General features: G+C 67.5%; 24 protein-coding genes. 10 read left to right on the top strand and 14 right to left on the bottom strand.

Features of this window, described 5'->3' with window-relative positions; translation table 11 throughout:
• Nucleotides 1-318: 318 nt before the first annotated feature.
• Nucleotides 319-684, bottom strand: coding sequence for a ClpX C4-type zinc finger protein (locus J2853_RS30515; RefSeq protein WP_307563963.1), 366 nt, complete (start codon nucleotides 682-684; stop codon nucleotides 319-321).
• A 438-nt stretch (nucleotides 685-1,122) separates the two neighbouring features.
• On the opposite strand from J2853_RS30515, the gene J2853_RS30510 reads away from it, so the two are divergent.
• The 6 genes from J2853_RS30510 (at nucleotide 1,123) to J2853_RS30485 (ending at nucleotide 7,696) form a co-directional block, all read left to right on the top strand.
• Nucleotides 1,123-1,593, top strand: a complete 471-nt coding sequence (locus tag J2853_RS30510) for a GNAT family N-acetyltransferase (protein ID WP_307563961.1) — start codon at nucleotides 1,123-1,125, stop codon at nucleotides 1,591-1,593.
• Between the two features lie 571 nt (nucleotides 1,594-2,164).
• Nucleotides 2,165-2,773 (top strand): hypothetical protein, encoded by a 609-nt coding sequence (locus J2853_RS30505; protein ID WP_307563959.1) that lies wholly within the window; start codon nucleotides 2,165-2,167, stop codon nucleotides 2,771-2,773.
• Nucleotides 2,774-2,940: 167 nt separating this feature from the next.
• A complete protein-coding gene (locus J2853_RS30500) occupies nucleotides 2,941-4,347 on the top strand; it encodes a serine hydrolase domain-containing protein (RefSeq protein WP_307563957.1) in 1,407 nt (468 codons plus the stop codon).
• A gap of 1,132 nt (nucleotides 4,348-5,479) precedes the next feature.
• On the top strand, nucleotides 5,480-5,656 hold the full coding sequence (locus J2853_RS30495; protein ID WP_307563955.1) for a GrpB family protein: 177 nt from the start codon (nucleotides 5,480-5,482) through the stop codon (nucleotides 5,654-5,656).
• 259 nt (nucleotides 5,657-5,915) lie between these two features.
• Nucleotides 5,916-6,944: an amidohydrolase family protein gene (locus J2853_RS30490; RefSeq protein ID WP_307563952.1), complete on the top strand. Its 1,029-nt coding sequence runs from the start codon at nucleotides 5,916-5,918 to the stop codon at nucleotides 6,942-6,944.
• Nucleotides 6,945-7,003: 59 nt separating this feature from the next.
• Entirely contained in the window at nucleotides 7,004-7,696 is a 693-nt protein-coding gene (locus J2853_RS30485; RefSeq protein ID WP_307563950.1) for a FadR/GntR family transcriptional regulator, read from the top strand.
• 224 nt (nucleotides 7,697-7,920) lie between these two features.
• Here J2853_RS30485 and J2853_RS30480 read toward each other — a convergent pair whose 3' ends face one another.
• From J2853_RS30480 to J2853_RS30420, 13 genes are all read right to left on the bottom strand, one after another.
• Nucleotides 7,921-8,808 (bottom strand): MBL fold metallo-hydrolase, encoded by an 888-nt coding sequence (locus J2853_RS30480; protein ID WP_307563949.1) that lies wholly within the window; start codon nucleotides 8,806-8,808, stop codon nucleotides 7,921-7,923.
• Between the two features lie 111 nt (nucleotides 8,809-8,919).
• On the bottom strand, nucleotides 8,920-10,128 hold the full coding sequence (locus J2853_RS30475) for an ABC transporter substrate-binding protein (protein WP_307563947.1): 1,209 nt from the start codon (nucleotides 10,126-10,128) through the stop codon (nucleotides 8,920-8,922).
• Nucleotides 10,129-10,277: 149 nt separating this feature from the next.
• On the bottom strand, nucleotides 10,278-12,176 hold the full coding sequence (locus J2853_RS30470; RefSeq protein WP_307563945.1) for a branched-chain amino acid ABC transporter ATP-binding protein/permease: 1,899 nt from the start codon (nucleotides 12,174-12,176) through the stop codon (nucleotides 10,278-10,280).
• Nucleotides 12,164-13,036: a branched-chain amino acid ABC transporter permease gene (locus J2853_RS30465; protein ID WP_307563943.1), complete on the bottom strand. Its 873-nt coding sequence runs from the start codon at nucleotides 13,034-13,036 to the stop codon at nucleotides 12,164-12,166. Before J2853_RS30465 ends, J2853_RS30470 begins: the two co-directional genes overlap by 13 nt.
• Nucleotides 13,037-13,038: 2 nt before the next feature.
• Entirely contained in the window at nucleotides 13,039-13,782 is a 744-nt protein-coding gene (locus J2853_RS30460) for an ABC transporter ATP-binding protein (RefSeq protein ID WP_307563942.1), read from the bottom strand.
• 25 nt (nucleotides 13,783-13,807) lie between these two features.
• Complete coding sequence (locus J2853_RS30455) at nucleotides 13,808-14,329, bottom strand: 3-hydroxyanthranilate 3,4-dioxygenase (protein WP_110697418.1); 522 nt, start codon at nucleotides 14,327-14,329, stop codon at nucleotides 13,808-13,810.
• A gap of 59 nt (nucleotides 14,330-14,388) precedes the next feature.
• Nucleotides 14,389-14,805 (bottom strand): RidA family protein, encoded by a 417-nt coding sequence (locus J2853_RS30450; RefSeq protein WP_110697420.1) that lies wholly within the window; start codon nucleotides 14,803-14,805, stop codon nucleotides 14,389-14,391.
• Nucleotides 14,806-14,983: 178 nt separating this feature from the next.
• Nucleotides 14,984-16,429 carry an aldehyde dehydrogenase gene (locus J2853_RS30445; protein WP_307563938.1) on the bottom strand — a complete coding sequence of 482 codons (1,446 nt, stop codon included), beginning with the start codon at nucleotides 16,427-16,429 and terminating at the stop codon, nucleotides 14,984-14,986.
• Nucleotides 16,422-16,622, bottom strand: coding sequence for a 2-hydroxymuconate tautomerase (gene thmT / locus J2853_RS30440; RefSeq protein WP_307563936.1), 201 nt, complete (start codon nucleotides 16,620-16,622; stop codon nucleotides 16,422-16,424). The genes J2853_RS30445 and thmT overlap by 8 nt, the downstream gene beginning before the upstream one ends.
• Nucleotides 16,622-17,407, bottom strand: a complete 786-nt coding sequence (locus J2853_RS30435; RefSeq protein ID WP_307563935.1) for a 2-keto-4-pentenoate hydratase — start codon at nucleotides 17,405-17,407, stop codon at nucleotides 16,622-16,624. The genes thmT and J2853_RS30435 overlap by 1 nt, the downstream gene beginning before the upstream one ends.
• Nucleotides 17,404-18,444 (bottom strand): 4-hydroxy-2-oxovalerate aldolase, encoded by a 1,041-nt coding sequence (gene dmpG, locus J2853_RS30430; RefSeq protein ID WP_307563933.1) that lies wholly within the window; start codon nucleotides 18,442-18,444, stop codon nucleotides 17,404-17,406. Before dmpG ends, J2853_RS30435 begins: the two co-directional genes overlap by 4 nt.
• Nucleotides 18,441-19,376: an acetaldehyde dehydrogenase (acetylating) gene (locus J2853_RS30425; RefSeq protein ID WP_307563931.1), complete on the bottom strand. Its 936-nt coding sequence runs from the start codon at nucleotides 19,374-19,376 to the stop codon at nucleotides 18,441-18,443. Before J2853_RS30425 ends, dmpG begins: the two co-directional genes overlap by 4 nt.
• On the bottom strand, nucleotides 19,373-20,368 hold the full coding sequence (locus tag J2853_RS30420) for a 2-keto-4-pentenoate hydratase (RefSeq protein WP_307563929.1): 996 nt from the start codon (nucleotides 20,366-20,368) through the stop codon (nucleotides 19,373-19,375). Before J2853_RS30420 ends, J2853_RS30425 begins: the two co-directional genes overlap by 4 nt.
• A 511-nt stretch (nucleotides 20,369-20,879) precedes the next feature.
• Here J2853_RS30420 and J2853_RS30415 point away from each other — a divergent pair.
• From J2853_RS30415 to J2853_RS30400, 4 genes are all read left to right on the top strand, one after another.
• On the top strand, nucleotides 20,880-22,322 hold the full coding sequence (locus J2853_RS30415; protein ID WP_307563927.1) for an amidase: 1,443 nt from the start codon (nucleotides 20,880-20,882) through the stop codon (nucleotides 22,320-22,322).
• 263 nt (nucleotides 22,323-22,585) lie between these two features.
• A complete protein-coding gene (locus J2853_RS30410) occupies nucleotides 22,586-23,146 on the top strand; it encodes a DUF1697 domain-containing protein (protein ID WP_307563925.1) in 561 nt (186 codons plus the stop codon).
• A gap of 427 nt (nucleotides 23,147-23,573) precedes the next feature.
• On the top strand, nucleotides 23,574-24,068 hold the full coding sequence (locus tag J2853_RS30405; RefSeq protein WP_307563923.1) for a SigE family RNA polymerase sigma factor: 495 nt from the start codon (nucleotides 23,574-23,576) through the stop codon (nucleotides 24,066-24,068).
• A 2-nt stretch (nucleotides 24,069-24,070) separates the two neighbouring features.
• The gene (locus tag J2853_RS30400; RefSeq protein ID WP_307563921.1) at nucleotides 24,071-24,934 is read left to right on the top strand and encodes a hypothetical protein; all 864 of its coding nucleotides are present in this window, start codon (nucleotides 24,071-24,073) and stop codon (nucleotides 24,932-24,934) included.
• Nucleotides 24,935-25,086: the final 152 nt, after the last annotated feature.

Here is a 25,086-nt window from a genome sequence, read left to right as displayed (position 1 = left end):
CGCCCTCCCGAAGGAGGGCGGCAGATGAACCCTGTCTCAAGACACCGCCGACGACGGTGCGACCGGGTTTGCGCGGCGGCGTGGCGCTGTGGTCGGCGGGTTCACTTGGTACGGCGGCAACCTGCGTGCCGCGGTGATCTACCAGCACGCCGTGCGGGGTGCTGACAGGGCGATCACGGAACTCCCGGCCACCTGTGGAGGTCGGCAGTCCCTGGGCGATCGTGAGAGGCCGGCCTGGAACAACCCGCTCTTGCCACACATGCCGGGATCATGCCGTACGAAAGATCCCCAGGCGCGGGCGGGCTGCCCCAGATCGCGTCACTCCTCGCCGGAGAATCGCTCCCACGCGGACTGGCGGGTGATTCCGAGGGCTTCCCCGAGCCTGGCCCAGGTGACGCCGCGTCGGCGCAGTTCCTGTGCCCACGAGCGCAGGTCGGCCTCGGCCTGGTCGATGTGCGCGGCGACGCGCGGAATGTGGCTCAGCATCTCCTCGTCGGTCAGCGACTCCCACATGGGCACGCGCGGTGCCGCGGAGCTTTTGGGGCTCCCGTCGATGATCGACACGGACAGGGCCACGCACTCGTTGCAGATGTACACACCGGGGCCGGCGACCAGCTTGTCGATCTCGGTGGTCGGCTTGCCGCAGAAGGAACACCGGGCGAGTCCGGTCAGGGTGTCAGGCATTGTCACAGCACACTCCTAAGGTTGTCAGGGCGTCCCTGACAACCTTAGGCCGTCAGGGACGCCCTGACAACTCGTATGTGCGTCGCACCGCTCTGAAGCGCCTCGCTGACGCCACTACGGCAGCGGGACGATCGCCGTTGCTGAGACACGCTCCCAGCGCCGTCCGAACCTGGACAAGGTGGTGATTCGCAGGCCGGCAATCGGGCCGGCATTCCCAAGGACAACGGTTCGGTGAACGACCTGCCGGCCGTGAAGCTCCGAAATGCCCGTGAGTTCGCGGCCGGCGGTGTCTCCTGGCGGGTGGGGGCCCGGCAGTCGCACGTGATGTGGGTTCGGGACTAACAGTGCGCCGGCGGCACGACGATCATGGCGTGGCCGGGACGATCCCCGGCGAAGATGATCTTTTTTATGGCGGGGGTGACGTGTCATGGTGATCTCATGGCAGATGGGCTTCGGATAGGGATTCGCCGTTACGAGAAGACCGATCATGACGCGGTGATGGCTCTGGCTCCGCGGCTCGCAGAGGGGGGAGCCGCCTGGCGCGACTCCGTCGCGGTAGCGGACGCTGCGTGTGGCTGGGTCAGAGATTCCGTGAGGAGAGCCGAGGGTGACAAGGCGGCGGTGTTCGTCGCGGAAGATGCCGACGGAGTCGTCGGATTCGTCGGCGTCACCGAACGAGCTCACTTCACCGGGGAGACGGACGGTTACATCGGCGAACTCGTCGTCGCGCGCGACAAGGAGAGGCTTGGTGTTGGTCGGGCATTGATCGAGGCCGCCGAATCCTGGGTGAAGGATCGGGGGCATGCTCGGAGCACGCTCGAAACGGGGGCGGCCAACACGAACGCTCGAGACTTCTACGCCGCTCTGGGCTACAGCGAGGAAGAGGTGCGGCTGAGCAGGGCGCTCTGAGCCGGAGAGGGGGACGACTCCGCGTGATGTGCCCACCTGATTCCCGCCTGTCGCCGATCGGGCCTGTCGCACCAGATCGGAGACCGAGGCCGTGGCGTGGTGGGACCGCCGTCATGACAGACCTGCCTGCCGGTGGCCTCTCATGCCAAGATCGATCAATCTGACGCGAGTGAAAACGGCCCCGGAAGAATCAAGGCCCGGGTCGGGATCATTTCCCTGATCTGAACATTGAAGCGTGGAGCGGGCGACGGGCATCGAACTCGCGCGGTCAGCGTGGGAAGCATCTACTGATCTTGATGCTTTGGCCCGGGAAGCCGCGGGTGCAGGTCAGGGCGGGCCGAGTCCTCGTGAACGACCGTGACCTCCCGCCTGTTCCGGCGCGCATCCGGTACGTGATCAAGTCTGCATTCCACCAGGGGATGATCGCACTACGATCATGATTTACCCGGCCTTGCGGGTCGGGGTGATTCAGGTCCTACCGTTTCCGAGCCTCTGCGTCGCGCTCGTGTGAAGGGATTCGATTGCCGTGGCCCTTGTGTGGTGTCCCATCGATCCTGCACTGGTCCACTCCATGATCAGCCTTGCCGGTTCCGGTTGGGACCAAGGATCGTTGGACGCCGCCTGGGACCGTACAGGATGGCCGGCTCCTCCCGGCGGCCCGATCGCTCGATACCTCAGTGATGTCCAGAATGCGCCGCCCGCGCTGACCGCCGGTGACTGGAACGTCACTGTCTCCTGGGGCGACGGTGTGGACGGCGGCCGAGTGAAGATGTTCGATGTAACGTTCGCTCTCTATTACGAGCCGGACGACGATGACGATCCCGAGGAAGATCAGGATCTACTGGACCTACCGGAGAGCGCGCCGTCCGAGCAGTGGCGTTTTGACAAGTCGGCGACCCGGGAGCAATTCGGCACCGCCTGGCAAACGGGCTTCGAGGCGGTGTCGAATCTGTTGGGGCCGGCAGAGACCGTGGGTCGGCATGGGGACATCGACGACGATTGGCATCACGCGGTCTGGCGGGTCGGGTCCCGGCTGATGATCCTTGCTCAAGGTGAGGACTTCATGTCGTACAGCCTCTATGACAGGGCTTCCTTGCATGTGGTCGATTTCTCCGCCACCAAGAAGGTCCCGCAGGGGGATGGCCTTTATGACCTTCTGGTGGGCGGCGTCGAAGAGTGAGAGTGTCCGCTCACGGGATCGACTTCAGCGCCGAGGCGGATGTCGAACTGGAGTCGGGCTACGAACCGGTGGCGGACGCCTTCCTCGTCGGCGCACCCCGTCAGAACGATCACGGACGCGATCGACCGGCAGATCACTCGATTGGGTGGGTTTGTTAGGGTTCCCGGATGCCTTCTCAGCGCATCCTCCTGCCGCGCTCGACACCGGCAGCCTCGGGGATGTCGTCCCGTTCGATCACCGCGCTGCTGGACCGGCTCGAAGCGCAATCCGTCGAGTGTCACTCCATCATGGTCGTACGCCACGGTCACGTCGTCGCCGAAGGCTGGTGGGCGCCGTACTCGGCCGAGCGCCCGCATCTTCTCTACTCGCTGACCAAGTCGTTCACCTCGATCGCCGTGGGGCTCGCGATCGCCGACGGGCTGCTCTCGCTGGACGATCGGGTGGTGGACGTGTTGCCCGGCCACGTTCCGGCCGACATCTCGGAGCAGGGACGCCGTCTCACCGTTCATCACCTGCTGTCCATGACGGCCGGACACCGTACGGACAGCCTCGCCGAGGCCTGGCAACGGGAACCGGGCGACCTGGTGAAGGGCTTCCTGCGCGTACCGTTTCCCGAGGTCGAGGGAACACGGCACGCCTACGACAATCCGACCACCTTCATCCTGGCCCGGATGGTGGAACGGGTCACGGGCCGCGGCCTCCCGGAACTGCTCGACGAGCGCCTCTTCACGCCGATGGGCGTCGACCACGCCGAATGGGACCGGGTGGCGAGCGGTGCCGCCTTCGGATTCCACGGACTGCACCTCACGACCGAGGCCGTCGCCGCCTTCGGTGAACTGCTGCTGCGCGGTGGCCTGTGGGGCGACCGGCGGCTCGTCCCGCGCGAATGGGTGGAGCTCGCGACCAGACGGCACATCGATACCCTGCCGTTCGAGGACGGGTCGCAGGACGCCGACTACCTTTGCGGTTACGGTTACCAGTTCTGGGTGTCGCGTCACGGTTACCACGGTGACGGCTCCTTCGGCCAGCTATGCGTGGTCGTCCCGTCGCACGATCTCGTGGTTGCCGTGACCGGCGCCCATACGCAGGCACAGGTGATGCTCGACGCGATATGGGAGTGCCTGCTGCCCGGCATGGACCACGCGGGAAGCACCCGGGACGACGAGATCCTCGCCGATCGGCTGCGGCGGCTGTCATTCGCGCCGGTGCCGGGTTCGGCAGCCCCGGAGCGTTCCGTCAAGGCGAGACTCGACGCCTCCGCCGAGGATTCGGCTCTGCCCGACGGAACCACGGTGATCGTCGATCCCGTGGACGGTGGATGGCTCCTGCGATTCGGGTCGTCCTCGACGTCGAGGTCGGTCACGGCGAATGGCGGGAAAGTTCGCCGCTCGGCCGTCCTGTCGTCGCGGCCGGCGCCTGGCAGGGCGACACGTTCGTCGCCGAGCTTTACGTCATCACCACCCCGCACCGGGTCCGGCTGGTGGTCGACGCCGGCGCGGGGACAGCGGTGGCGACGTGGAGTACCGTGCCCCTGGCCAGCCCCAGTCTGGCGTTGCATGTGCGGTCGCCGCTGATGACACGGCCCGACGTCGCGTAGGTGATGCCGGCTGGGCTCGCAGATACGGCAGTGAACTCCCGGCCTGGAAAACGGAAGATCGGGAACGCTCTGGAAACAATCAGGGACCTGGGCCTTCGACGTGGAGCGGGTGACGGGAATCGAACCCGCGCGGTCAGCTCGGGAATCGTGTGGATCACGACCGTCAGGGGTGTTGACCTGGGTGTGCGACCGGTCATGAGTGACCGTGGTCGCCCCCTCGTCACCCTGGTCAATGGCCCGGGAGCCAGACTGAATGGCTCAAGGTGGATCGACGATGGGCCGTGGAAGCTTGTCGGCCACTTGACTCGGTGCTCTGAAGACCCTGCCTAGTACGGGCCGCCCCGGAAAAACACGCTCCCGTGTGGCCGAGGACGGTCGCCGCGCTCATGTGCGACGTCGGACCGGTCGGCGGACGCCGATCGCCTGGCAAGAACTCGCAGCCTCTCCAAGCCGGCGAGGACGTCTGAGCGATTGCCAGAGGTCTTCATCCATCGTGGCAATCGCGCGAACATGGCCATCGTCGGCCGAGCGACGCCGCGCTCTCGTAACCGGGCGTCAACGTAGGCCGCCAGTTCGTTGACGTGCTCCTCGTTGTAGGCCCAGAGGATCTGACCGGCACAACGGGTCTGCAGCCACAGAGGTCGACGGAAGAACGGGTCCTCAGTGCCTCCCAATGCCGCGCCGACCAACCCGCCCCCTCGCAGTTCGGATGCCCACTCGGCGATGGCGCCGCACTCCCCGCACGTCAAACGGCGCGGCCGGAACAACAGCTCACTGAAGTATTTGAGTTCAGGAAGACCCGGCCGGGGAACGACGACGGCACGCCCACCGCACTGTGGGCAGACTACGAGGATCCGGCCGGCGAACTGAGCCAACCACCGTCCCGGGTCGCGGTGGCGGTCGGGGTCGGTGCCTGGCTCACGCTTCATGGCGGACACCATGACAAAGCGGTGATCCTGTCCGCAACCACGTTCGCGTACCCGCGCACATCCCACCTCCCTTGCCGTCGACCCGCCCGCCGGAGGCGGCGGGGAACGGGCTCGGAGAGTGGTCGCGACGGTGCCGGGCCCGCCGGATCCGCGCCGCGGACCGGGAAAACGTCGGTAATCATGGATGCACCGTCGAGGGACGCCTACGCCGAGGTCAAACGCGAGCCGGCGGAACGCCACCGGCATGACCGGCTGACATACACCCAGGCGAAGGATGCGATCTGCTGGCAGATCATCCAGCGGGCCGACGAGTGGGCGCAACAGACCGGATGGGAGCCCGGGCCCAGCGACGCCTGAAGCCCTCGTCATTGACAGCAACCATTATTACCAATATGTTGTGTGTGGACACGCGCTAGTTGCCCGGTGTCGGCGATCCGGTACGGGAACAGTGATCGCGCGTGTCCCCGGCCGTCCATGTGCCGACCGCAACTCGGTCCGGTCGAGCCGGCCTCCACTCCCACGGCGAAGGGTCTAATTGAATGGGTGCCGGTCCTGCGTGTCGGGCGATGCGTTCCGAGGGTTCGGACGCGGTTCATCGGGCCGGGTGCGCGTGTCGATGAGCACCCACCGACCTGTCGTCGACGTCCACGCCCACGCACTGCCCATGCGGCTGCTCGAGGACCTCGCAGCGCACGGGCTGGCGGACCTGTCCCACGTGGACGAGATGGCGCTGCACCTGCACCCGAGCATCTCGGGCATCGCCCAGAGCGCGCGTATCCCGTTGCCGCCGGACCAGTACAGCGTCTCCCACCGGCTGGCGTCCATGGACGCGGCGGGCATCGACATCCAAGCGGTCTCGGCGGCGCCGTTCGTCTTCGCGTCGATGTCCACGGACCCGGCGTTCGTGATGGACGTGACACGCCGTTCGAACGACGCGCTGGCCGAGTTCGTCGCAGCGGCCCCCGAACGTCTGGTCGCCCTCGCGACGGTTCCGATCGGAATCGAAGGCGCCGCCCAGGAGGCCGCCCGATGCGTTGAGGAACTGGGAATGGCCGGGGTCACGATCGGCACGTTCGGCGGTGGGCGCGAACTCGATGACCCGATCAACGAGCCGGTGTGGGCTTTCCTGAGCGAACGACAGACCTTCTGCTTCGTCCATCCGAGCCGGACGTCGTCACCGGAGCGACTGCGCGATTATCACCTGGCGCAGCTGCTGGGCTACCCGGCCGAGACCGCTCTCGCCGTCGCGCGCCTCATTTTCGGCGGTGTTCTCGACCGCCACCGTCCGGTGCTCTGCCTGGCCCACGGCGGCGGGTGCCTCACCGGCCTCGCCCCCCGCCTGACGATCGGGTGGACGCGCAAAGCCGAGACCCAGACGGTCCCCAATCCTCCGGCGTACTATCTGCGGCGGCTGCATTATGACACCGCGGTGTTCAGCGGCGAGATGCTCGAGCGGCTCATCGAAGAAGTGGGTGCCGAGCGGGTGCTGCTGGGCACCGACATGCCCTTCGATCTCGCCGACGTCGACGCCGCCTCGACGGTCGGCAAGTTGTCGGTCGCCGAAGAGGCAAGGGATGCGATCCTCGGAGGGAACGCCGAGCGTTTGATCAGCGCCTTGGCGGAACGAGCACGACCCGCCCCTTAGGATCAAGGCCCATAGCACGCTAGGCTTGTATCTACGCGGACGAATGGAAAGGCAAGGCTGTGAGCAGCGACCAGACGTCGGGCGTGCCGTGGACATCCCGCTCCGACGCCGTGGCGAAGCGGATCGAGGAGCGGATCAGCGAACAGAACTTGCCTGCCGGTCACCACCTCGGCACCAAGGAAAGCCTGCGCCAAGAGTTCAACGTCGCGGTCGCGACCGTCAACGAGGCGGTTCGGCTGCTGAGTTCGCGCGGCACGATCGAGGTCAGGCCGGGCATCGGCGGAGGCCTCTTCGTGGCCAGCCCGACCCTTGTTGTTCGTCTCGGGCGCAAAATGCTCGAACTCAGCGGGGAATCGGTATCCGTCGCCGACTCACTGGACATTCGTGACGGCCTGGAGCCACTCGTCATTCGCGATGCCACCAAGCACCGCACCGAGGCCGATATCGCGGACCTACGCAAGATCCTGGAGCAGATGAGCGCCGCCGGCGACGCTGCTCAATACCTGAAGACGAATTGGCAACTACACCGCCGCATGGCTGAGATCTCGCCCAACCTGATTCTGCGGAATCTGTACCTGGGGCTCCTGGATTTCGTATCCAGCCGAGTTTCCGCGGTGACGACCGAAACGGCCCTCAACGGCGACGGTGTGATGGTGCACCGCGACCTGGTCGACGCGATCGAAAGCGGTTCGCGCAAGCGTGCGGAGACGATGGCGGCGCGGCATGCCCGCCTGACCGCCTCGCGTCGCTAGAGCGCCGGTCATGCCGTCGTCAGGCGGCCGGCCGATACTCGGTCGGCCGCGATGGCGTCCGTCACGGCTGCCTCCGCGACGTCGGCCGCGGTAGACGCGCGGACCACGAGCCTCTCCCTGACCCCGGGCGATACGTGATCAGGAAGAGGCACCACAAACCGAGACTGGGTCGCTCCGGAGCGGCCGGATCCGGGGCCGCCCGGAGCGCGGCAGTCGCCGCGGGTTCAGATCCACTCGGCGATCGCGAAGCGGCCGTCCCGCCGCTCGGCACGGAAGACGTGCTGTCCGTTGAAGTGGGCCGGGAAGATCAGCGCACGGTTGTCGGCCGCCCAGCCCAGAACGTTCTTCCTGGTCTCGACGGATTCGGCCTCGTCCTCGCAGAAGCAACTGTTCAATGCGCAGTCCAGCACCTGCATCGGCGAGTGCAGGATGTCGTTGACGAAGATCGCCTGGTCCGATCCGGCCCGCACCTTCACGACCGCCAGGCCCGGCGTGTGACCGGGGGCGAGTTCGAGGCGGACGTTCTCGTCGATCGTCAGGCTCGGTCCGTCCCAGACGTCGGCCAGGCCGGCGTCCAGGATCGGCCGCACGCTGTCGTCGAAGACGTTCTCGTTGACCTGCTCGCCGCGGCGGCGGATCTTGTTGCCGGGATCCCAGAACTCGACCTCGGGCCGGGCGAAGACGTAACGCGCGTTCGGGAACGTCGGGACCCACTCGCCGTCCACACCGTGCGTGTTCCATCCGACGTGGTCGACGTGCAGGTGCGTGCAGATCACCAGGTCGATGTCGTCCGGCCGGAAGCCGGCGGACTCCAGGGTCTGCAGGTACGGCGTCTGCCGCATGCTGAAGTCCGGCATGGACGGGCGCAGCTTGCCGTTGCCGACCCCGGTGTCGACGAGGATGTTCTGCCCGCCGCTGCGGATCAACCAGCTGTGGAACACGGTGTGCGCCCGCTTGGAGGTGGCGTCCCAGTGGTCCGGCTCAAGCCAGTCCCGGTTCGCCAGCCAGGCGGCCTCGTCGGTTCCGGGGAAGTACCGATCGATCGGCATCGCCCAGTGGACGAACTCCTCGATGCGGTTGACCGAGACGTCGCCGATCTCAATGCTGTCCATTCGTCCTCCAAGCGGTGCCGGGCGGCGGCCCGAGCGACTGTCGTCGTCTGTAGTGGTGAAACGGGCCGGGACCGATACCCACGATGGTGGATACCGGTCCCGCGAGCCGGGTCAGGATTCGGGGTTGCTCAGGCCCTTCCACTCGTTGCCGTCGAACTTGGCGAGGAGGTAACCGCCCTCGGCGCCGGCGTGGTCGTCGGCCGTGCGCGTCCACACCGACATCGCGCCGACGAAGTGCTGGCCGGCCAGAGCCGTGTTGATCTTCTCGGAGTCGGCGGAGCCGGCCGTCTTGATGGCGTCGGCGAGCGACATCACGGACTCCCAGCCCATGATCGCGTTGCTCGCGCCGCCGGCGGCGTCGAGGCCTGCCGCGGCCATACCGTCGAGGTAGGCTTTGACCTGCGTCTTGTTGGCGGTGTCCGCCGGCAGCGAGTCGTACAGCTGGGCCGAGTAGGTGCCGGCGATCACCCCGGTCAGGGCGTCCTTGCCGGCCGCGTCCACGAAGCTCGGTGTCGTCGTGCCGCCGTTCATGCCCAGCGGGACGTCCACGTTCAGCCGCTTGAACGTCTTGACCACGTTCACCGCGTCGGGACCCGACATCCACGACATGACGAAGTCGGGCTTGGCGTTGACCGCCTGGAGGACCTGCGGCGAGACGTCGACGGCCCCCGAGGTGAACTTCGAGTTCACCACGACCGTGAACGGCAGGTCCGTCTTCGTGGCCAGGTACGCCGGCAGCGCGTCGGAGAACGACGTACCGTTGCCGAGGATGGCGACCTTCTTCACGCCGGTGGCCTTGAAGTAGTCGATGAACTGGTCGATCATCACCGTGGTCGGCGTGGTGGCGGCCCAGCCCCACTTCTGCTGGTCGGCCTTGAGCGGACCCGGCCAGCTGCCGCCGTTCGTCATGATCGGCACTTGGGCCCGGGCGGCGGCCGGCACGGCGGCCGTCACCGCGGTCTGCTCGTCCGGGCCGACGATCGCCGACACGTGGTTGCGGCTCGTGAGCTGGCCGACGAGCTGCACGGCCAGCGACGGCTGGGACTTGTCGTCCAGTACCGTCAGGTTGATCTGCTTGCCCAGCAGCCCGCCGTTGTCGTTCAGGTACTTCACCGCCGCCTTGGCGCCCTCGCTGTCCTGCAGACCCAGCACCGAGGTCGGGCCGGTCAGCGAGTAGACGGCGCCCAGCTGGATGTCGCCGCCCGAGCCGGAGCCGCCGGCGGAGTCGGCGTCGGAGGCCGACGAGGAACCGCAGGCCGTCAGGCTGGTCGCGAGCACGGCACCGAGCACACCCGCGACAACAGCAGATCGAACTTTCACTTCAACTACCTCATTTCGTGAGTGCGCCCGCTATCGGCGCAGCTCGACCTACCGGTGTGGCGGCATGCCGCACCAGCTGCGGTACATCGACTTCCGGGCCGCCCGCACGTCGGGCGGCCCGCTGTACCAGGTGTTCTCCGTGTCAACCGTCACCCGTCGCCGGTCGGTGCCCCCGTCGCGGCTTCGAGACTTCGGTCGGCGTCCTCGGTACGGCTCTCGCCGTTGGCTTTGTGCCGGCCGGCCGACAGGAACGCGTCGGCGACTCCCCGGTCCGCCGCGAGTTCGTCGAACCGTCCGTCGAAGATCGTTTCGCCCAGCGCCACGACCACGACGTGGTCGGTGAGTGCTCCGACGAAATCCAGGTCGTGCTCGATGATCAGCACGGGCACGTTCTCGAGTGCGTTCAACACCTGCGCCAGGTCAGACCGCTGACTGTCGCTGAGCCCGGACGCGGGTTCGTCGAGGAGCAACAGCGCCGGGCTTCCGGCCAGGCAGCGGGCGAGTTCGACCATGCGCTGGTTCGCCAGGGTCAGCTCGCCCGGCCGGACGGCCGCCAGGTGAGACAGCTCCATCCGCTCAAGCGTCTGCCAGGCCGCACGCCGCGCCCTGGTCAGGTTCGGGACGAAGAGGGTACGGACGAGTCCGGCCTTGTTCGCGAGACGGCTACCGGCCGCGACGTTGTCGAGCACGCTGAGCTCTTCGGCGAGCCGTACTCGCTGGAACGTGCGCGCGACGCCCATCCGGGCACGGCGCCAGTCGGGCTCGCCGGTGACGTCGGCACCGCGGAACTGGAGCGTTCCCGCATCACTGCGCTGCGCTCCCGCGATGAGGTCGAAGAACGTGGACTTGCCGGCGCCGTTCGGGCCGATCACGGCGGTGATGCCGGTCCCCGGCACCGCCAGGGACAACTCGTTGACGGCGGTGATGCCGCTGTAGCGCTTGGTCAGGTCGCGCGCATGAACGACGGTGTCCACCGTGGCGGCGGCGTGGGCGGGCGTCGTCGCCTCCTCGCCGGTCACGGCCCCGGAGAGACGCGCCCGGCCGAACCGTACGCCCCACCGGGCGGTCAGCCGGCGAACACCGGTGCTCACGAGGCCGACGATGCCGTCAGGCGCGACCAGGAGCACCAGGACGAACGCCGCACCCTCGACGAGCAGGAAGTAGTCGGCGATGCCGGAGAACACCACCGGCAGAAACGTCAGGATCACGGACCCGGCGATGCCGCCGATCACCGAGCGCTTGCCACCGAGGTACAGCATGAGCAGCAGATTCATCGCGAGCGTGATGTTGAACCCGTCCGGCGAGACGAACCCCTGCGACTGCGCGTACAGCGACCCCGCGATGTCCGCGCAGGCCGCCGCGAACACGAACACGAGCAGACGACGGCGGGCGACGTGCACGCCGAACGCCCGGGCCGCCTCCTCGCTCTCCGCCGCCAGCGCCACCTCGACGCCGGTACCCGAGTGCACGAAGCGGGAGGCCACGCCGACACACAGGACCAGGACGACCAGCGCGAGCCAGCCGAACTGCAGCGGGGTCGAGATCTCGTGCCCGCCGATCGCCGCCGCCGGGATGCCCGCCAGGCCGTCGGTACCACCGAGCGACTTGGTCACGCTCAGGATGTTGGTGAGGATCAGGACGAGGAAGACGGTGACGATCGTCAGCGCGATTCCGCGCGCGCGGCTGACCGCGAGGGCGACGACCACGGCCAGCACGAGCGAGATGCCCAGCCCGATGAGGAACGCCGGCACCGTGCCCATCTGCCGGACGGAGGTGAGGTACCCGGTCGAGTACGCCCCGACCGCCATGAACACCGGCTGCGAGAACACCAGCTGCCGGGCGTAGCCGAGCTGCACGTCGAGGCCGACGACCACGATCGAGAAGACGATGGCCAGGACGAGGGTCGGAAGCAGGTAGCTGTTCTGCATCGCCAGCAGGGCGATGACGCCGCATCCGGCCACGAGCGTGCCGTGGCCGAGCGGGCGAGCCCATTCACCGAGGGCGCCGGAGCCGCCACGGGACGGACGGCGAAGAGTCAGGTTGCCCACTGCGTGGCCCTCGGCTTGACCAGAATGACCGCGATCATCACTGCGATGGTGATGCTGCTCTGGTAGTCACCACTCATGTAGCCTCCAACGATTGACTGCAGCAAGCCCACACCGATGCCGCCGAAGAAGCCGAGGATGGGGTTGCCGAGTGATACCAGACTTGCCGCCACCAGGCCGATGATCGCGATCGAGAACCCGCTGGTGTAGCTGAACGGAACCGACGAGCCCATGAGGACACCGGTCGTCGCCGCGATCGCGCAGGCGATGACGAAGGCCGCGGTCCGGAAAGACCGGAGGTTGATCCCGACGGCCAGCGAGCCGCGCTCGCTGATGCCGCAGGCCAGCATCGCCTTGCCGACCAGGGTCGTACGGAAGGCGACCCACAGCGCGGCCACGACGGCCAACCCGAAGAGCACGACCAGCACGCCGTTGGGGTCGATCGCGACCGAGCCCAGCCGCCATGCCTTGTCTTCCAGAATCGGAGCCAGGGTGTGCACGTCGCGACCGAAGATCCGCAGACCCACACCCTGGAGCGTGATCGACAGCGCCAGGGTCAGCAGGAACTTCTGGGTGAAGTCGGAGCCGCCGAGCTTGCCGGCCCTGCCGGAGCGCGTCACGAGCAGGTCGAAGACCAGACCGAGGACACCGCCCACCGCGATCATCACGATTCCCGCGACCGCCCACGGCAGTCCGTGGTCGTGCAGGAAAACGGCCCCGAGCACGCCGACCATCGCGATCTCGCCGAAGGCCAGGTTGATGACGTTGGTGACCCGGTAGACCAGCGAGAGGGCCAGCGCGAACAGACCGAAGCCGGCGCCTGAGATGATCCCGGACACTATGAGCTGCAGGAACGTCGTCATGGTCAGGCGGCTTTCGTTCCGAGGTAATAAGACTCGAGGACGCCCGGAGCCAGCAGCTCCGCGGTGGGCCGCTCGGCGATGATCGATCCCGAGGACATGACGATGCCGACGTCGCACAGTTCGAGTGCGCGGTGCGGGCTCTCCTCGACGAGCAGTACGCTCAATCCGGTCGCCCGCAGGTCGCGCAACACCTCGTACGTCTTCTCGATCATCGCCTCGCTCAGGCCCAGCGAGGGCTCGTCCAACATCAACAGCCGCGGGCGTCCCATCAGCGCCCGGCCGAGCGCCACCATCTGCTGCTCACCGCCGGACATCGTCCCGGCCAGTTGCCGCTTGCGCTGGGCCAGGCGGGGGAACAGGTCGTAGACCTGTTCCAGCTCGGGGGCCCGGCGCGCCTCCCTGGCGCTGCGGGTCCAGGCGTACGCCCCGAGGACGAGGTTGTCCTCGACCGTCAGGCTGGGATACAGGTGGCGTCCCTCGGGGATGACCAGCATTCCGTTGCGCGCCAACCACGTGGACTTGCTCGTCGCCACCTCATGCCCGTCGAACCACATGCGGCCATCTCGCGGAAGGGCACCGGCCAGGGCGCTGACCAGGCTCGTCTTTCCGGCGCCGTTGCGGCCCAGAAGGCACACGTAGCTTCCGCGCGCGATCTCGAGCGAACACGTGGCGACCGCGGTGGCGAGGCCGTAGCGGACCGAGATGCCGCTGGCCCGCAGGATCGGGCTCGGCTCAGTAGTCATCATGGGGGTGAGTGCCTTCGGTGTCTGACTACTCGGCGGGCATGACTGAGCCGCACTTGTCACAGGTGCGCGCGTCGAGGTCGTCCCAGAAGCTCCGGTACGCCTTGCCGACCGGATCCGCGGAGTAGTCACCGACGTGGAACGTGACCTCGTGGAGGAACTCGCCGCACGACGGGCAGAACCACTGGAAGCGATCCATCTCCTCCGGGCGGCGCTGCCGCTCCATCACGACGATGTAGGCTTCCGGCGGAAAACGCGGCGAATGCGGGACGCCGGCCGGGGTGTAGTTCATCGATCCCTGCGGGATCGTGGCGATCTTCTCCTCGCCCTCCGGCGTCAGGTAGTGCAGGTTCATCTCACCGCGGATCACGTACGACATCTCGTCGCTCGGATTGATGTGGAATTCGCTGCGGTACTCGCGGCCCCGCGCCACGAAGGCGAGAGTCTCCCCCTGCTGCCACAGGACCTCGACCCGAGCGGTGCTGCTTTCGATTCGGCGGGTGACCTCGTCGAGGTCGATGACGGGAAGGGTGAGCGGTTCGCTGGACATCTGAAGCTCCTATCTGACGCGGCCACCGGTTACGGGCCGCGTTGACGACATCGGTCGGGTCACTCGTCGGAGACGACCGCGGCGATGCACTCGATCTCGACGAGCACCCCGGCGCGGGGCGGCGAGGACTCGGTCGTCGTACGGGCCGGCATGAACTCGACGCCTTCGAAGAAGGCGCGGTAAACGCGGTTGTACTCGGCGAAGTTGGCGAGGTCGCGCAGGTGGGTGTTGACCTTGAGGATGGACGACTTCGTGCCGCCGCCGGCCTCGACGACCGCGAGCAGATTCGTCAGCGCCTTCTGGGTCTGCTCCGCGATGTCGTCCGAGACGATCTCGAGTGTCTCGGCGTCGAGCGGGCCGCTGCCCGAGCAGTAGATGACGCCGTTGTGCACGACCGCCTGCGAGAGCGGCGACGGGGTGCCGGCCGAGAAGCCGAGCATCGGGGCCGCGGGAGTGTAAACGGGGTGAGGAGACATGCCTTTCCTTACTGATCGAGACTGGTCGAGTGAGTGGATTTTTGACGTCGCGGGCGGGACGTCCGCACGCCCGGCTGAGGCAACCGTTTCCCGGTCGCACGCCGTCCGTGTCCGTTCCCGCCGGTTGCAGGCAACATATTCATAATAATGATTGGCGTCAATGCCTCCGGATCGGTTGTCAGCTCCGGGCGATCTGCATGACGACGGCCTTCGGCTCGGTGAAGAACTCACGGCTGAAGTTGCCGCCTTCGCGCCCCATGCCGGAGTCGCCGACGCCCCCGAACGGGGCCCGCAGGTCGCGGATGAAGAAGCAGTTCACCCAGACCGTCCCCGCCTTCAACCGCGCCGAGACACGGTGCGCGCGACTGAGGTTCTCGCTGAAGACCATCGCGTTCAGTCCGTACGGGGTGTCGTTGGCGGCCCGGACGACCTCGTCCTCGGTGTCGAACGGCGCGACCCGGACAAGCGGCCCGAAGATCTCCTCGCACACGTGCTTGGAGTCGTCGGGAAGGTCGACCGCGACCGTGGGCCGAACGATCCAGCCGTCGCCGAGACCGCCCGTGAGGATCTTGCCGCCCTCCGCCTCGACGCTCTCGACGTACGACCGCACCTTGTTGTAGTGCTCCTCGCCGGCCAGCGGACCGAACTGGGTCGTCGGCTCCTTCGGGTCGCCGATGACCATGGCCTCCGCCGCGGTCACGAACCGCGCGAGGAATTCGTCGTAGACCGAGCGCTCGACGTAGAGCCGGGACCCGGCCAGGCAGACCTGGCCGGCGTTGGTGAAGATCGCGCGGATCGACCAGTCCACGGCGTTGTCGAGGTCGGCGTCCGCGAAGACGATGTTGGCGCCCTTGCCGCCCAGTTCCAGGCTGGCCGGGACGAGGTTCGCCGCCCCCGCACGGGCGATGATCCGCCCGGTCCCGGACTCACCCGTGAACGTGATCCGGTCGACGTCCGGGTTCTCCGTCAGCGCCTGACCGGCGGAGTCGGGGCCGTACCCGTGCACGACGTTGAACACGCCGGCGGGCATGCCGGCCTCGATCGCCAGGCGGGCGAGGATCGTCGCCGACGTCGGGGTGTCCTCGGCCGGCTTCAGCACCACGGTGTTGCCCCACGCGAGTGCGGGCGCGACCTTCCAGGTCTCCAGCATGAGCGGGAAGTTCCACGGGGCGATCGCGGCTACGACGCCGGCGGGCTGGAACAGCGTGTACGTGTGGTGCCGGTCGCCCATCGGCAGCACCTCGCCGACCGACAGGCGCGCGTGGTCGGCGAAGAAGCGGAAGTTGTGCGCCGCACGGGCTACGTCGTTGCCCTTGCTCTGGGCGATCGGCTTGCCCATGTCGCGAGTGTCGGCGAGCCCCAGCTCGTCCGCGTGCTCCTCGATCAGGTCGGCGAGACGGTGCAGGATCGCCCCGCGCTCATCGAAGCTCATCCGGGGCCACGGCCCCTCGTCGAACGCCTTCCGCGCCGCGGCGACGGCGCGGTCGGAGTCGGCCTGGCCGCCCAGCGCCACGTCCGCCCACGGCTCACGCGTCCAGGGGTCGATCGAGGGGAACCGGGCGCCGTCGAGCGAGGGAACCTCGGCCCCGTCGATGACATGTCCGAAGAAGGGCAGGTCAGCCATCTGCTTGTGTCCTTTCCGCGAGTGTGACGTCACCGGCTGCCCAGTGGGTCGGCGGCACCTCGGAGATGATCACGCGGACCGCCTCCTTCGGGGCTCCGACCGTCGAGGTGACGGCGGTGGTGAGCGCGCTGATGAGGGCGCGGAGCTGTTCGGGCGACCGGCCCTCGCGCAGAGTGACCTGGACGAGTGGCATCACGCGCCTCCGGACAGGTGGATCGAACCGAGGCTGCTGAAGTGGAAGGCGATCCGCGCCCCGGCCGGGGCGGGAACGGCGTCGGTCATGCCGCCGGTGAGGACCAGCTGCCCCGCCTCGATCGCCAGGCCGCGCCGCGCGAGGTCGTTGGCCGCGAGGGCCAGCGCCTCGGCCGGGTTGCCCTGTACGGCGGCGCCGGTCGCGGAGTCGACGACACGGCCGTCGATCTCGACGAGCACCGCCTCCAGCGTCAGGTCCAGCTGCTCGGGCCTGAGCCCGATCGCCCCGACCAGGAACGCGCCCGACGACGCGTTGTCCGCGACGACGTCGGGCAGGGTGAAGCGGAAGTCGCGGTAGCGGGAGTCGATCACTTCGGCGCCGGCGTAGACGCGGTCGACGGCCGCGAGGGCCTGCGCCGCTGTGACGCCCGGGCCGGCCAGACGCTCGCGCATCAGGAAGACGATCTCCGGTTCGACCCGCGGGTGGATCAGCCGCGCGCCCGGGACCGGGGCGCCGGCCGGCAGCACCATCGCGTCGGTCAGCCAGGCGACCAGCGGCGAGGAGATGTTCATCCGCTCCTGCTTGGCCCTCGACGTGAGGCCGAGTTTGACCCCCACCAGGTGCTCGCCGCGGGCGAGGCGGCGGCGCAGCGTCTCGTCCTGGATCTCGTACGCGGTACGCAGGTCGAGGTCGGGCCACTGGTCGGTGATCGGCTCGCGGTCGGTGCGCTCGTCCTCGCACGCCAGCAGCGTGGTGGCCGCGCGGTCGACGGTCCAGGTGCTCATCGCGCGCTCCCGGCCGTCTCGCGCTCTTCCAGGATGGACAGGGCCACGTCGATGATCATGTCCTCCTGGCCGCCGACGTATCCGAGCTCGCCGACCCGTTGCAAGAGCTCGTGCGCGGGCACTCCGTACCGCTCCTCCGCTCGCTCCGCGTGCAGCAGGAACGAGGAGTAGACGCCGGCGTGCCCCTGGGTGATCGCGGCGCGGTCCATCCACGGCAGCCGCGGCAGCATCGGCTTGACCACGTCCTCGGCCGCCTGCATGACCCGCTGCACGTCGACGTCGGTCGCTATGCCGAGCCGTTCGAACGTCGCGGCCACGACCTCGGTGGGCGCGTTGCCCGCGCCCGCGCCGAGGGCGCACAGCGCGCCGTCGATCTGCAGCGCGCCGTTCTGCGCCGCGAGCACCGAGTTGGCCACGCCCAGCGACAGGTTCTGGTGGCCGTGGAAGCCGACCTGGGCCTGGTGGCCGATCTCGGCGTACAAGGCCTTGATCCGCTCCTGCGCGTCGCCGAGGATGAGGGCGCCGGCGGAGTCGACGACGTAGACGCACTGCGCACCGGCGTCGACCATGACGCGCGCCTGCCTGGCCAGTTCCTCAGGCCCCAGGCGGTGCGAGAGCATGAGGAAACCGACCGTCTCCATGCCCAGGTCGCGGGCCGCGGCGAAATGCTGGATCGACACGTCCGCCTCGGTGCAGTGAGTGGCGATACGGGCGACCTGCGCGCCGCAGTCGTGTGCGTGCTTCAGGTCGTGGATCGTTCCCACGCCGGGCAGCAGCAGCACCGCGATGCGGGCCTGCTCGGCTTCGTCGACGGCCGCCTTGATCAGCGCGAACTCGTCGGTGCCGGAGAAGCCGTAATTGAACGACGACCCACCCAGGCCGTCGCCGTGCGACACCTCGATCACCTGCACCCCGGCGGTGTCCAGCGCCGACACGATGCCGCGGACCTGCCCCTCGGTGAACCGGTGACGCATGGCGTGACTGCCGTCACGCAGCGTCGAGTCGGTGATCCGGACCTTCCGCTGGATTTCCGTCATGCCGATGCACCTCCTGCAATGGCGGTCGCGGCCTTGTGCTCGACGAGGAGCTCGCCGATGCGGGCGGCCGCGGCAGTGATGATGTCGAGGTTGCCGGCGTAGTCCGGCAGGTAGTCGCCGCGGCCCTTCACTTCCAGGAAGACGGCCACGCGAGCCATGCCGTTCCAGGTGTCGCGCGGCGCGTCGAACTGTGGATCCGCCTTGAGGCGGTAGCCCGGGACGTACTCGCGCACCTTGTCGGCCATGGTGTGGATCGACTCGAGGATCGCGGTCTGGACGTCGCCGGGTTCGGCCGCCTCGGCCGGGATCGAGCAGAACACCGTGTTACGCATGATCATCGGCGGCTCGACGGGGTTCAGGACGATGATCGCCTTTCCGCGCTTCGCCCCGCCGACGGCCGACAGCGCCTCCGCGGTCGTCTCGGTGAACTCGTCGATGTTCGCGCGGGTTCCGGGCCCGGCCGACTTGGACGCGATCGAGGCGACGATCTCGGCGTACTCGACCGGGGCCACCCGGCTGATCGCCGCGACCATCGGCGTGGTCGCCTGTCCACCGCAGGTGATCAGGTTGATGTTCGGCGCGTCCAGGTTCAGGTCCAGGTTCACCGGTGGGCAGACGTACGGCCCGACGGCCGCCGGCGTGAGGTCCACGGCGGTGATGCCGGCCTCGGCGTACCTCGGCGCGTTCGCGAGGTGTGCCTTGGCGCTCGTCGCCTCGAAGACGATGTCCGGCAGTTCGTCCTGTCTGAGCAGCCAGTCGACACCTTCGGCACTGGTCTCCAGCCCGAGCCGCTTGGCGCGAGCGAGACCGTCCGACGCCGGGTCGACGCCGATCATCCAGCGCGGCGTGAGCACGTCACTGCGCCGCAAGAGCTTGAACATGAGGTCGGTGCCGATGTTGCCCGACCCGACGATCGCCGCGGTGGCGGTCATGCGAGATCTCCCATCCGAGCGGTGACGCTGCCCAGTCCGGCGACGGTGGACGTGACGACGTCACCTGGGTTGAAGGGAATGGCGGCGGTCATGGAGCCGGGCAGCACGACCTCGCCGGCGCCGAGTTCGACACCACGCTCGCCCAGGACGTTCGCCAGCCAGACCAGCGCGTTGATCGGTGATCCGAGGACCGCCCCACCGGCACCGGTTCCGGCGAGCTCGCCGTTGCGGTGCAGTACGCAGCCGGCGAGACGCAAGTCGATCTGATCCAGCCGCACCGGCCGGCTACCCAGCACGACACCGCCCGAGGACGCGTTGTCCGCGATCGTGTCGACGATGCCGATCTTCCAGTCGGCGATGCGCGAGTCGATCAGTTCGAGCGCGGGCACGACGTACTCGACCGCCCGGATCGCCTCGGCGACGGTCACTCCCGGGCCGCGCAGCGGCCGACTGAGAACGAAGGCGATTTCCGGCTCGATCCGGGGCTGCAGAAATCGCCGCGCCGGTATGGCCACGTTCTCCGGGAAGAACATGTCATCCATGAGGTTGCCGAAATCGGGTTGCTCGACGCCGAGCTGGCGTTGCATCGAGGCGCTGGTCAACCCGACCTTGTGCCCGAGTAAACGCGAGCCGGACGCTATCCACTGATCAAGCTGATGTTGCTGGATCGCGTAGGCGTCATCAATGGTCAGCGGGACATCGGGGTCCTGCAGCGGCGGAATCGGCTCTCGCTTGGTACGCGCGGCGGACAGGCGTCCTGCGAGGCCGGCTAGGAGGGACGGCGACGCCGCCCGCCTGGGCGTGGGTCGCGACGCGGTTACCGGGCCATCTTGCTCATTCATCGTTTTCACCATATTCATCATATTGATTGGCGTCAATGGCCTGTTGTTGGCCTGGTCGGCGACCGGGCTCCGCGGCCCGACGATGATCGAGTCGGTCCTGGTCATGGACGTCGCCGGCTTCTCGACCGGTCGCTCGACGCGTACCCGCATGGGTCGTCATTACGTCCCCCTGTCGACCCTTGACCATTTTGAATATAATGAATATGGTCGCTGCGGTAGTCGGTCATCGCCCTCGTGCCGCCGCACGCTCAGACGGTGGTGGCCCCGGTACGGGTACGGAGGCATTGGCGCATGCGCGACTGTCCGGAGTGGCGATCCAGTCGGTTCAGAGCCGGTTCAACCCGCGTCCCGTCGACGGCATCCATGCCGCGCAAGCCGTGCGGATCCCTCAAGAGGGCGAGCCCGGCCGGCGACCGCTCGACCGTCGGCGCGACCTGACGAATCAGTTCGTCGCGGCGCTCGGCTCCCCACTCGACTCCCTCGAGTCTCTCGGGTGGATGGCATCCTGCGGCGCGGCGGCTTGTCCTGACCAAGCTGATCAGGACGTCCGTTCCCTTTTCAGCGTGGGCGGCGCCTCGGGCGCGCAGACGAACGCGCTCAGCTGCCGAGATAAAGCCCGATCTTTCCGTCCACGCTCAGCCTGCACACGAAAGGGCACGATATGCGACCCGATCCGCATCTACCGACGTCTGACGAGTTCTGGCGCTGGTCGGCCACCCATCTGGCACGGGCGATCAGAGCCAAAGAGGTGTCGGCCCGCGAAGTCCTCGACAACTGCGTCAAGCGCATCGGCGAGGTGAATCCACGGATCAACGCGCTCGTGGACCTGTCCTTCGATGAGGCGGTCGAGGCCGCCCAGGTAGCCGATGACATGGTGGCGGCCGGCATGGCCCTCGGGCCGCTACACGGAGTGCCGACCTCACTAAAGATCAACAGTGACCAGGAAGGCTTCGCGACCAGCAACGGCGTCGTGGCTTTCGCCGACGCGATCGCGACCGACGACAGCCCGCAAGCCCGGCTTCTGCGCAGCGCGGGAGGCATCTTCGTCGGACGCAGCAACGCGCCCACTCTCTCCTATCGCTGGTTCACGGAGAACGACCTGTTCGGCCGGACCTCCAACCCGTGGGACTCCACCAGGACGCCCGGCGGCTCCAGCGGAGGAGCGGCGGCCGCTGTCGCGAGCGGCATGGTTCCCATCGCCCAGGGGAACGACATCGGGGGCTCGCTCCGGTATCCCGCCTATGCGTGTGGGGTGGTCGGCCTGCGCCCGACGGTAGGCCGCGTTCCGGGACGCATGGTGCCGCCCGACGTCGACGACTCGCTGTCCATGCAGCTCATGGCGGTCCAAGGCCCGCTGGCCCGCACCGTCGAGGACGTACGGCTCGCCCTCGACGCGATGTCGTCCTTCGATCCTCGCGATCCCCTCTCGCTTCACACCGTCCCGTCCCCTTCGCCGGCACGTCAACCGCGCAGGGTCGGCGTGCTTCGCCGTAACGGCGTCAGCACGAACATCCAAGCGGTGGACGACGCCGTCGACTCGGCCGCCGGCTGGCTGGCGGCCGCGGGCTACGAGGTCGAAGAGATCGAACTGCCTCTGCTCGAGGAGGCCTACCGGCTCTGGTACCTGCTTTGCATGCAGGACTTCCGTCCGATGCTGCCGCTGGTCGGCCAGGTCGGTGACATCGGACTGCAGCGAATCGTCGCGCACTGCTATGCGGTCGCCGAGCAATGGTGGGGCGCCGAGCCGACACTCGACGAGTGCCTCGCCGCTTGGGCCCGGCGTGGCACGCTCATCAGCCAGTTGCAACAGTTCCTCGAGGATTATCCGATCATCCTCATGCCGACCTCTGCCGAACAGGCATTCGAATGGGACCGGGACATCGTCACGCCTGAAAGCATGTGCGAGCTCGCGGCGATCCAGTATTCGATGATGGCGATTCCCGTACTCGGCTTTCCGGCGCTGTCCGTACCGACCGGAGTCGCCGACGGCCTGCCGGTCGGGGTGCAGTTGCTGGCCCGACGATTCGACGAGTCCGCGCTGCTCGACGCCGGCGCGCTGATCGAGGCCAACGCGGGTGTCCTGACACCGGTCGATCCGCACTAGGGCGTCTCGCGGTCGCGTTGTCCGGTACGGTGACCACTCGGGTTCACCGGACCTCTGAGCTGGGGGCTACCAGGACCTCTTCCTCATCGGGACCATCCCGGCCACGGTCGAGGGCTTACCGTCCGACCCCGAACGGTGCCGGACGGGTGTTCGTCGCAGTGCCGAACCCGAAAGCTCGACATCACCTGTGATCATGACTCCGGTCTCGGAGAACAGGAGTTTTCCGGACAACGCCAACCTTTGATCACCAGTAATGTGTGGGGATGACGACGAAGGCGTACGCGGCGCTCCTTCGGGGCATCAACGTGAGCGGCCACAAGAAGGTCCCGATGGCCGAACTGCGAGCGCTGCTCACCGAGCTCGGCCACGGCGACGTACGCACCTATCTGCAGAGCGGCAATGCCGTCTTCACCAGTGCCCTGGGCGATGAGCAGGCGCTCGCGGCGCAGCTGGAGCAGGCCATCGAGAAGCACTTCGGTTTCGGCGTCGACGTCCTGGTGCGTGATCACGCGTATCTGAAGGCGGTGGTCGACACCTGCCCGTTTCCTGCGGCTTCGCTTGAAGGTAAGCAACTGCACGTCACGTACTTCTCCGAGCCGGTCGCCGCGTCGCGCTTGGCGTCCTTCGACGCGGCGAGGTACCTCCCCGAAGAGTTCCGGCTCGGCGACCGTGCGCTCTACCTCTACGCTCCGGACGGCCTGGGCCGCTCCAAGCTCGCGGAAGCCCTGACGAGATCCGTGCCTGCCAATGGTGTCATCGCCACCAGCCGCAACTGGAACACCGTCACCAAGCTGGTGGAGCTGACCCAGGCCCAGCCCGCCTGACTGCCGCTGTGAACGGCGGGCCGCCGTCATCGACGCCCGCTCCGGCCTCGCCGCGAATACCGACGATCAAAGACGGACGCAGTCCGCACGTGGCGGGCGTTTGACGGTGGCTCTTCCTCCTGGAGGCCGTCCTCACCGTCTTTTTGAGCTGCCCGGCACGATGGGTTATCTCGATGTTCGGGAAACCTTGGAAGACGCGGTGCGCGAACCGCGAGAGAAAGAGCCGGCTCCGGCAGAGGAAGTCCTCCCGACCGGTTCCCCCTTACCCCGGATGACGGCCGACGGTCGGCCGGGGTCTGAGGCGGAGCCCCATCGCGCTTCTCTCCTCCTCCTTTTCCCATGGGTCATCTTGGTACGGGACACCTGTCATCCGAATGCGTCCCCCGGACGGTAGTCATCGCCGGGAACAACGAAACGGAGATGATGGATGGACGACGGATTCGCCGAGTATGTGGCGCACCGGCGCTTACGGCTGTGTCGGATGGCATATCTCCTCACCCAGGATTGGGGCACAGCCGAGGATTTAGTGCAGACCGCACTGTCGAAAGCCTGGCTTGCCTGGCGGCGGGTCGAGGGCAACCCCGACCCATACGTCTATCGGATCATCGTGAACACCCACGCCTCATGGTGGCGAAGGCGCTGGCGCGGGGAGGTGCCGGCCGCGAGTATCCCTGAGACGGCCGATCCACGCGACACGGCCGCCGAGGTAGACGATCAGGCCGTGTTGTGGAGCGCGATCGGCACACTTTCCCCGCGCCAACGTGCGGTGATCGTTCTGCACTACTTCGAGGGACGGACGCTCGCCCAGGTCGCGGACATCGTTGGGTGCTCACTGGGGGCGGTGAAGCGTCAGCTCAGCCGGGCCCTCACCCGTCTTCGAGTCGATCCGGACATGCAGACCATGAAGCTGGAGAGGGTTTAGCGATGAGGCACACCGAGGGTGATCTGCGAAAGCTCCTGACCGAGCAGGGCCGGGAACGGGCCCACGGACCGTCCGTTCATCTCGACGCGATCGTAAAGCGGGGCCACCGCACGCGCCGTATTCGGCGGGCGGTGACGGCCGGGGCAGCGGTGGCCTTCGCCGTTATCGCCGTCGGACCGGTGAGCGGCCTGCTGACCGGGCCATCCGGGGTGGTCGAGACGATGGTCGCCCAACGTCCTGTGGACTCGGCCCGGGTGGATCCCGGACCGAAGCTCCCCGAAACGTTTCCCGTGGTGTTGGGAGCCAATAAATTTGATCTCTCCCTCATCCACTCCCAGCGGTTCGAGACAGAGGGTGTCGCCCGGACGGTGACCTTCACTCCGAGCAGTTTCTTCACCGGGTACAAGGTGGTCTGCGACGATCCTCGAGCTTGGGTTGTCATCTCACATCAGCTCAAGGGTGGCGAATCGGGCGGTGCGATCGGACGGTGCGACGGTTCGGTGGGCGGACACCACGACCGGCTTTCGGCGCCCTCCAACTGGCTGAAGCGTCCGCAGTCCCTGCAGGTCTGGGTCTTTCCGGCGGACGCCCCGGTCAGAGAGGTGGCGAAAGCCGTCACGGGCTGCAAACCGATCCTGGAGTCGAAAGGGTGTGACGAGAGGGCCCAGTCCAGCGCGCTGGGGAGCCCCGAAGTGCGCGAACGTCTGACGGCCGAGGTCGGCGAACAACCAGGCGAGTGGGCCGTCGGGATCTACGACCGCCCCGCAGCCGAGCCCGTACCGAACGGCGAACCTCCGAAAGACGCTGAACCTTCGAAAGACGCCGACGGAGATGATCCGCCCCTTGTCGAGGGCAAGATCAATTGATGTGGTATGAGCCTGGCACGTGAGTGAGAATCGGCTCCGAAAACAACGAAGGCCCAGGTCGGGATGTACATCCTGATCGGGGCCTTCGAGTGTGGAGCGGGTGACGGGAATCGAACCCGCGCTGTCAGCTTGGGACGTACATCGATCACGCC

It is taken from the genome of Streptosporangium lutulentum, assembly GCF_030811455.1.
GTDB classification, from domain to species: Bacteria; Actinomycetota; Actinomycetes; order Streptosporangiales; family Streptosporangiaceae; genus Streptosporangium; species Streptosporangium lutulentum.
The sequence above is the reverse complement of the archived record's forward strand: the minus strand, read 5'-3'. Positions and strand labels throughout refer to the sequence as shown.

Excerpts from the sequence above, each read along its gene's own strand:
- J2853_RS30515 (WP_307563963.1), bottom strand. The coding sequence starts at position 684 with ATGCCTGACACCCTGACCGGACTCGCCCGGTGTTCCTTCTGCGGCAAG.
- J2853_RS30510 (WP_307563961.1), top strand. The coding sequence starts at position 1,123 with ATGGCAGATGGGCTTCGGATAGGGATTCGCCGTTACGAGAAGACCGAT.
- J2853_RS30505 (WP_307563959.1), top strand. The coding sequence starts at position 2,165 with ATGATCAGCCTTGCCGGTTCCGGTTGGGACCAAGGATCGTTGGACGCC.
- J2853_RS30500 (WP_307563957.1), top strand. The coding sequence starts at position 2,941 with ATGCCTTCTCAGCGCATCCTCCTGCCGCGCTCGACACCGGCAGCCTCG.
- J2853_RS30495 (WP_307563955.1), top strand. The coding sequence starts at position 5,480 with ATGGATGCACCGTCGAGGGACGCCTACGCCGAGGTCAAACGCGAGCCG.
- J2853_RS30490 (WP_307563952.1), top strand. The coding sequence starts at position 5,916 with ATGAGCACCCACCGACCTGTCGTCGACGTCCACGCCCACGCACTGCCC.
- J2853_RS30480 (WP_307563949.1), bottom strand. The coding sequence starts at position 8,808 with ATGGACAGCATTGAGATCGGCGACGTCTCGGTCAACCGCATCGAGGAG.
- J2853_RS30465 (WP_307563943.1), bottom strand. The coding sequence starts at position 13,036 with ATGACGACGTTCCTGCAGCTCATAGTGTCCGGGATCATCTCAGGCGCC.
- J2853_RS30460 (WP_307563942.1), bottom strand. The coding sequence starts at position 13,782 with ATGATGACTACTGAGCCGAGCCCGATCCTGCGGGCCAGCGGCATCTCG.
- J2853_RS30455 (WP_110697418.1), bottom strand. The coding sequence starts at position 14,329 with ATGTCCAGCGAACCGCTCACCCTTCCCGTCATCGACCTCGACGAGGTC.
- J2853_RS30450 (WP_110697420.1), bottom strand. The coding sequence starts at position 14,805 with ATGTCTCCTCACCCCGTTTACACTCCCGCGGCCCCGATGCTCGGCTTC.
- J2853_RS30445 (WP_307563938.1), bottom strand. The coding sequence starts at position 16,429 with ATGGCTGACCTGCCCTTCTTCGGACATGTCATCGACGGGGCCGAGGTT.
- thmT (WP_307563936.1), bottom strand. The coding sequence starts at position 16,622 with ATGCCACTCGTCCAGGTCACTCTGCGCGAGGGCCGGTCGCCCGAACAG.
- J2853_RS30435 (WP_307563935.1), bottom strand. The coding sequence starts at position 17,407 with ATGAGCACCTGGACCGTCGACCGCGCGGCCACCACGCTGCTGGCGTGC.
- dmpG (WP_307563933.1), bottom strand. The coding sequence starts at position 18,444 with ATGACGGAAATCCAGCGGAAGGTCCGGATCACCGACTCGACGCTGCGT.
- J2853_RS30425 (WP_307563931.1), bottom strand. The coding sequence starts at position 19,376 with ATGACCGCCACCGCGGCGATCGTCGGGTCGGGCAACATCGGCACCGAC.
- J2853_RS30420 (WP_307563929.1), bottom strand. The coding sequence starts at position 20,368 with ATGCGGGTACGCGTCGAGCGACCGGTCGAGAAGCCGGCGACGTCCATG.
- J2853_RS30415 (WP_307563927.1), top strand. The coding sequence starts at position 20,880 with ATGCGACCCGATCCGCATCTACCGACGTCTGACGAGTTCTGGCGCTGG.
- J2853_RS30410 (WP_307563925.1), top strand. The coding sequence starts at position 22,586 with ATGACGACGAAGGCGTACGCGGCGCTCCTTCGGGGCATCAACGTGAGC.
- J2853_RS30405 (WP_307563923.1), top strand. The coding sequence starts at position 23,574 with ATGGACGACGGATTCGCCGAGTATGTGGCGCACCGGCGCTTACGGCTG.
- J2853_RS30400 (WP_307563921.1), top strand. The coding sequence starts at position 24,071 with ATGAGGCACACCGAGGGTGATCTGCGAAAGCTCCTGACCGAGCAGGGC.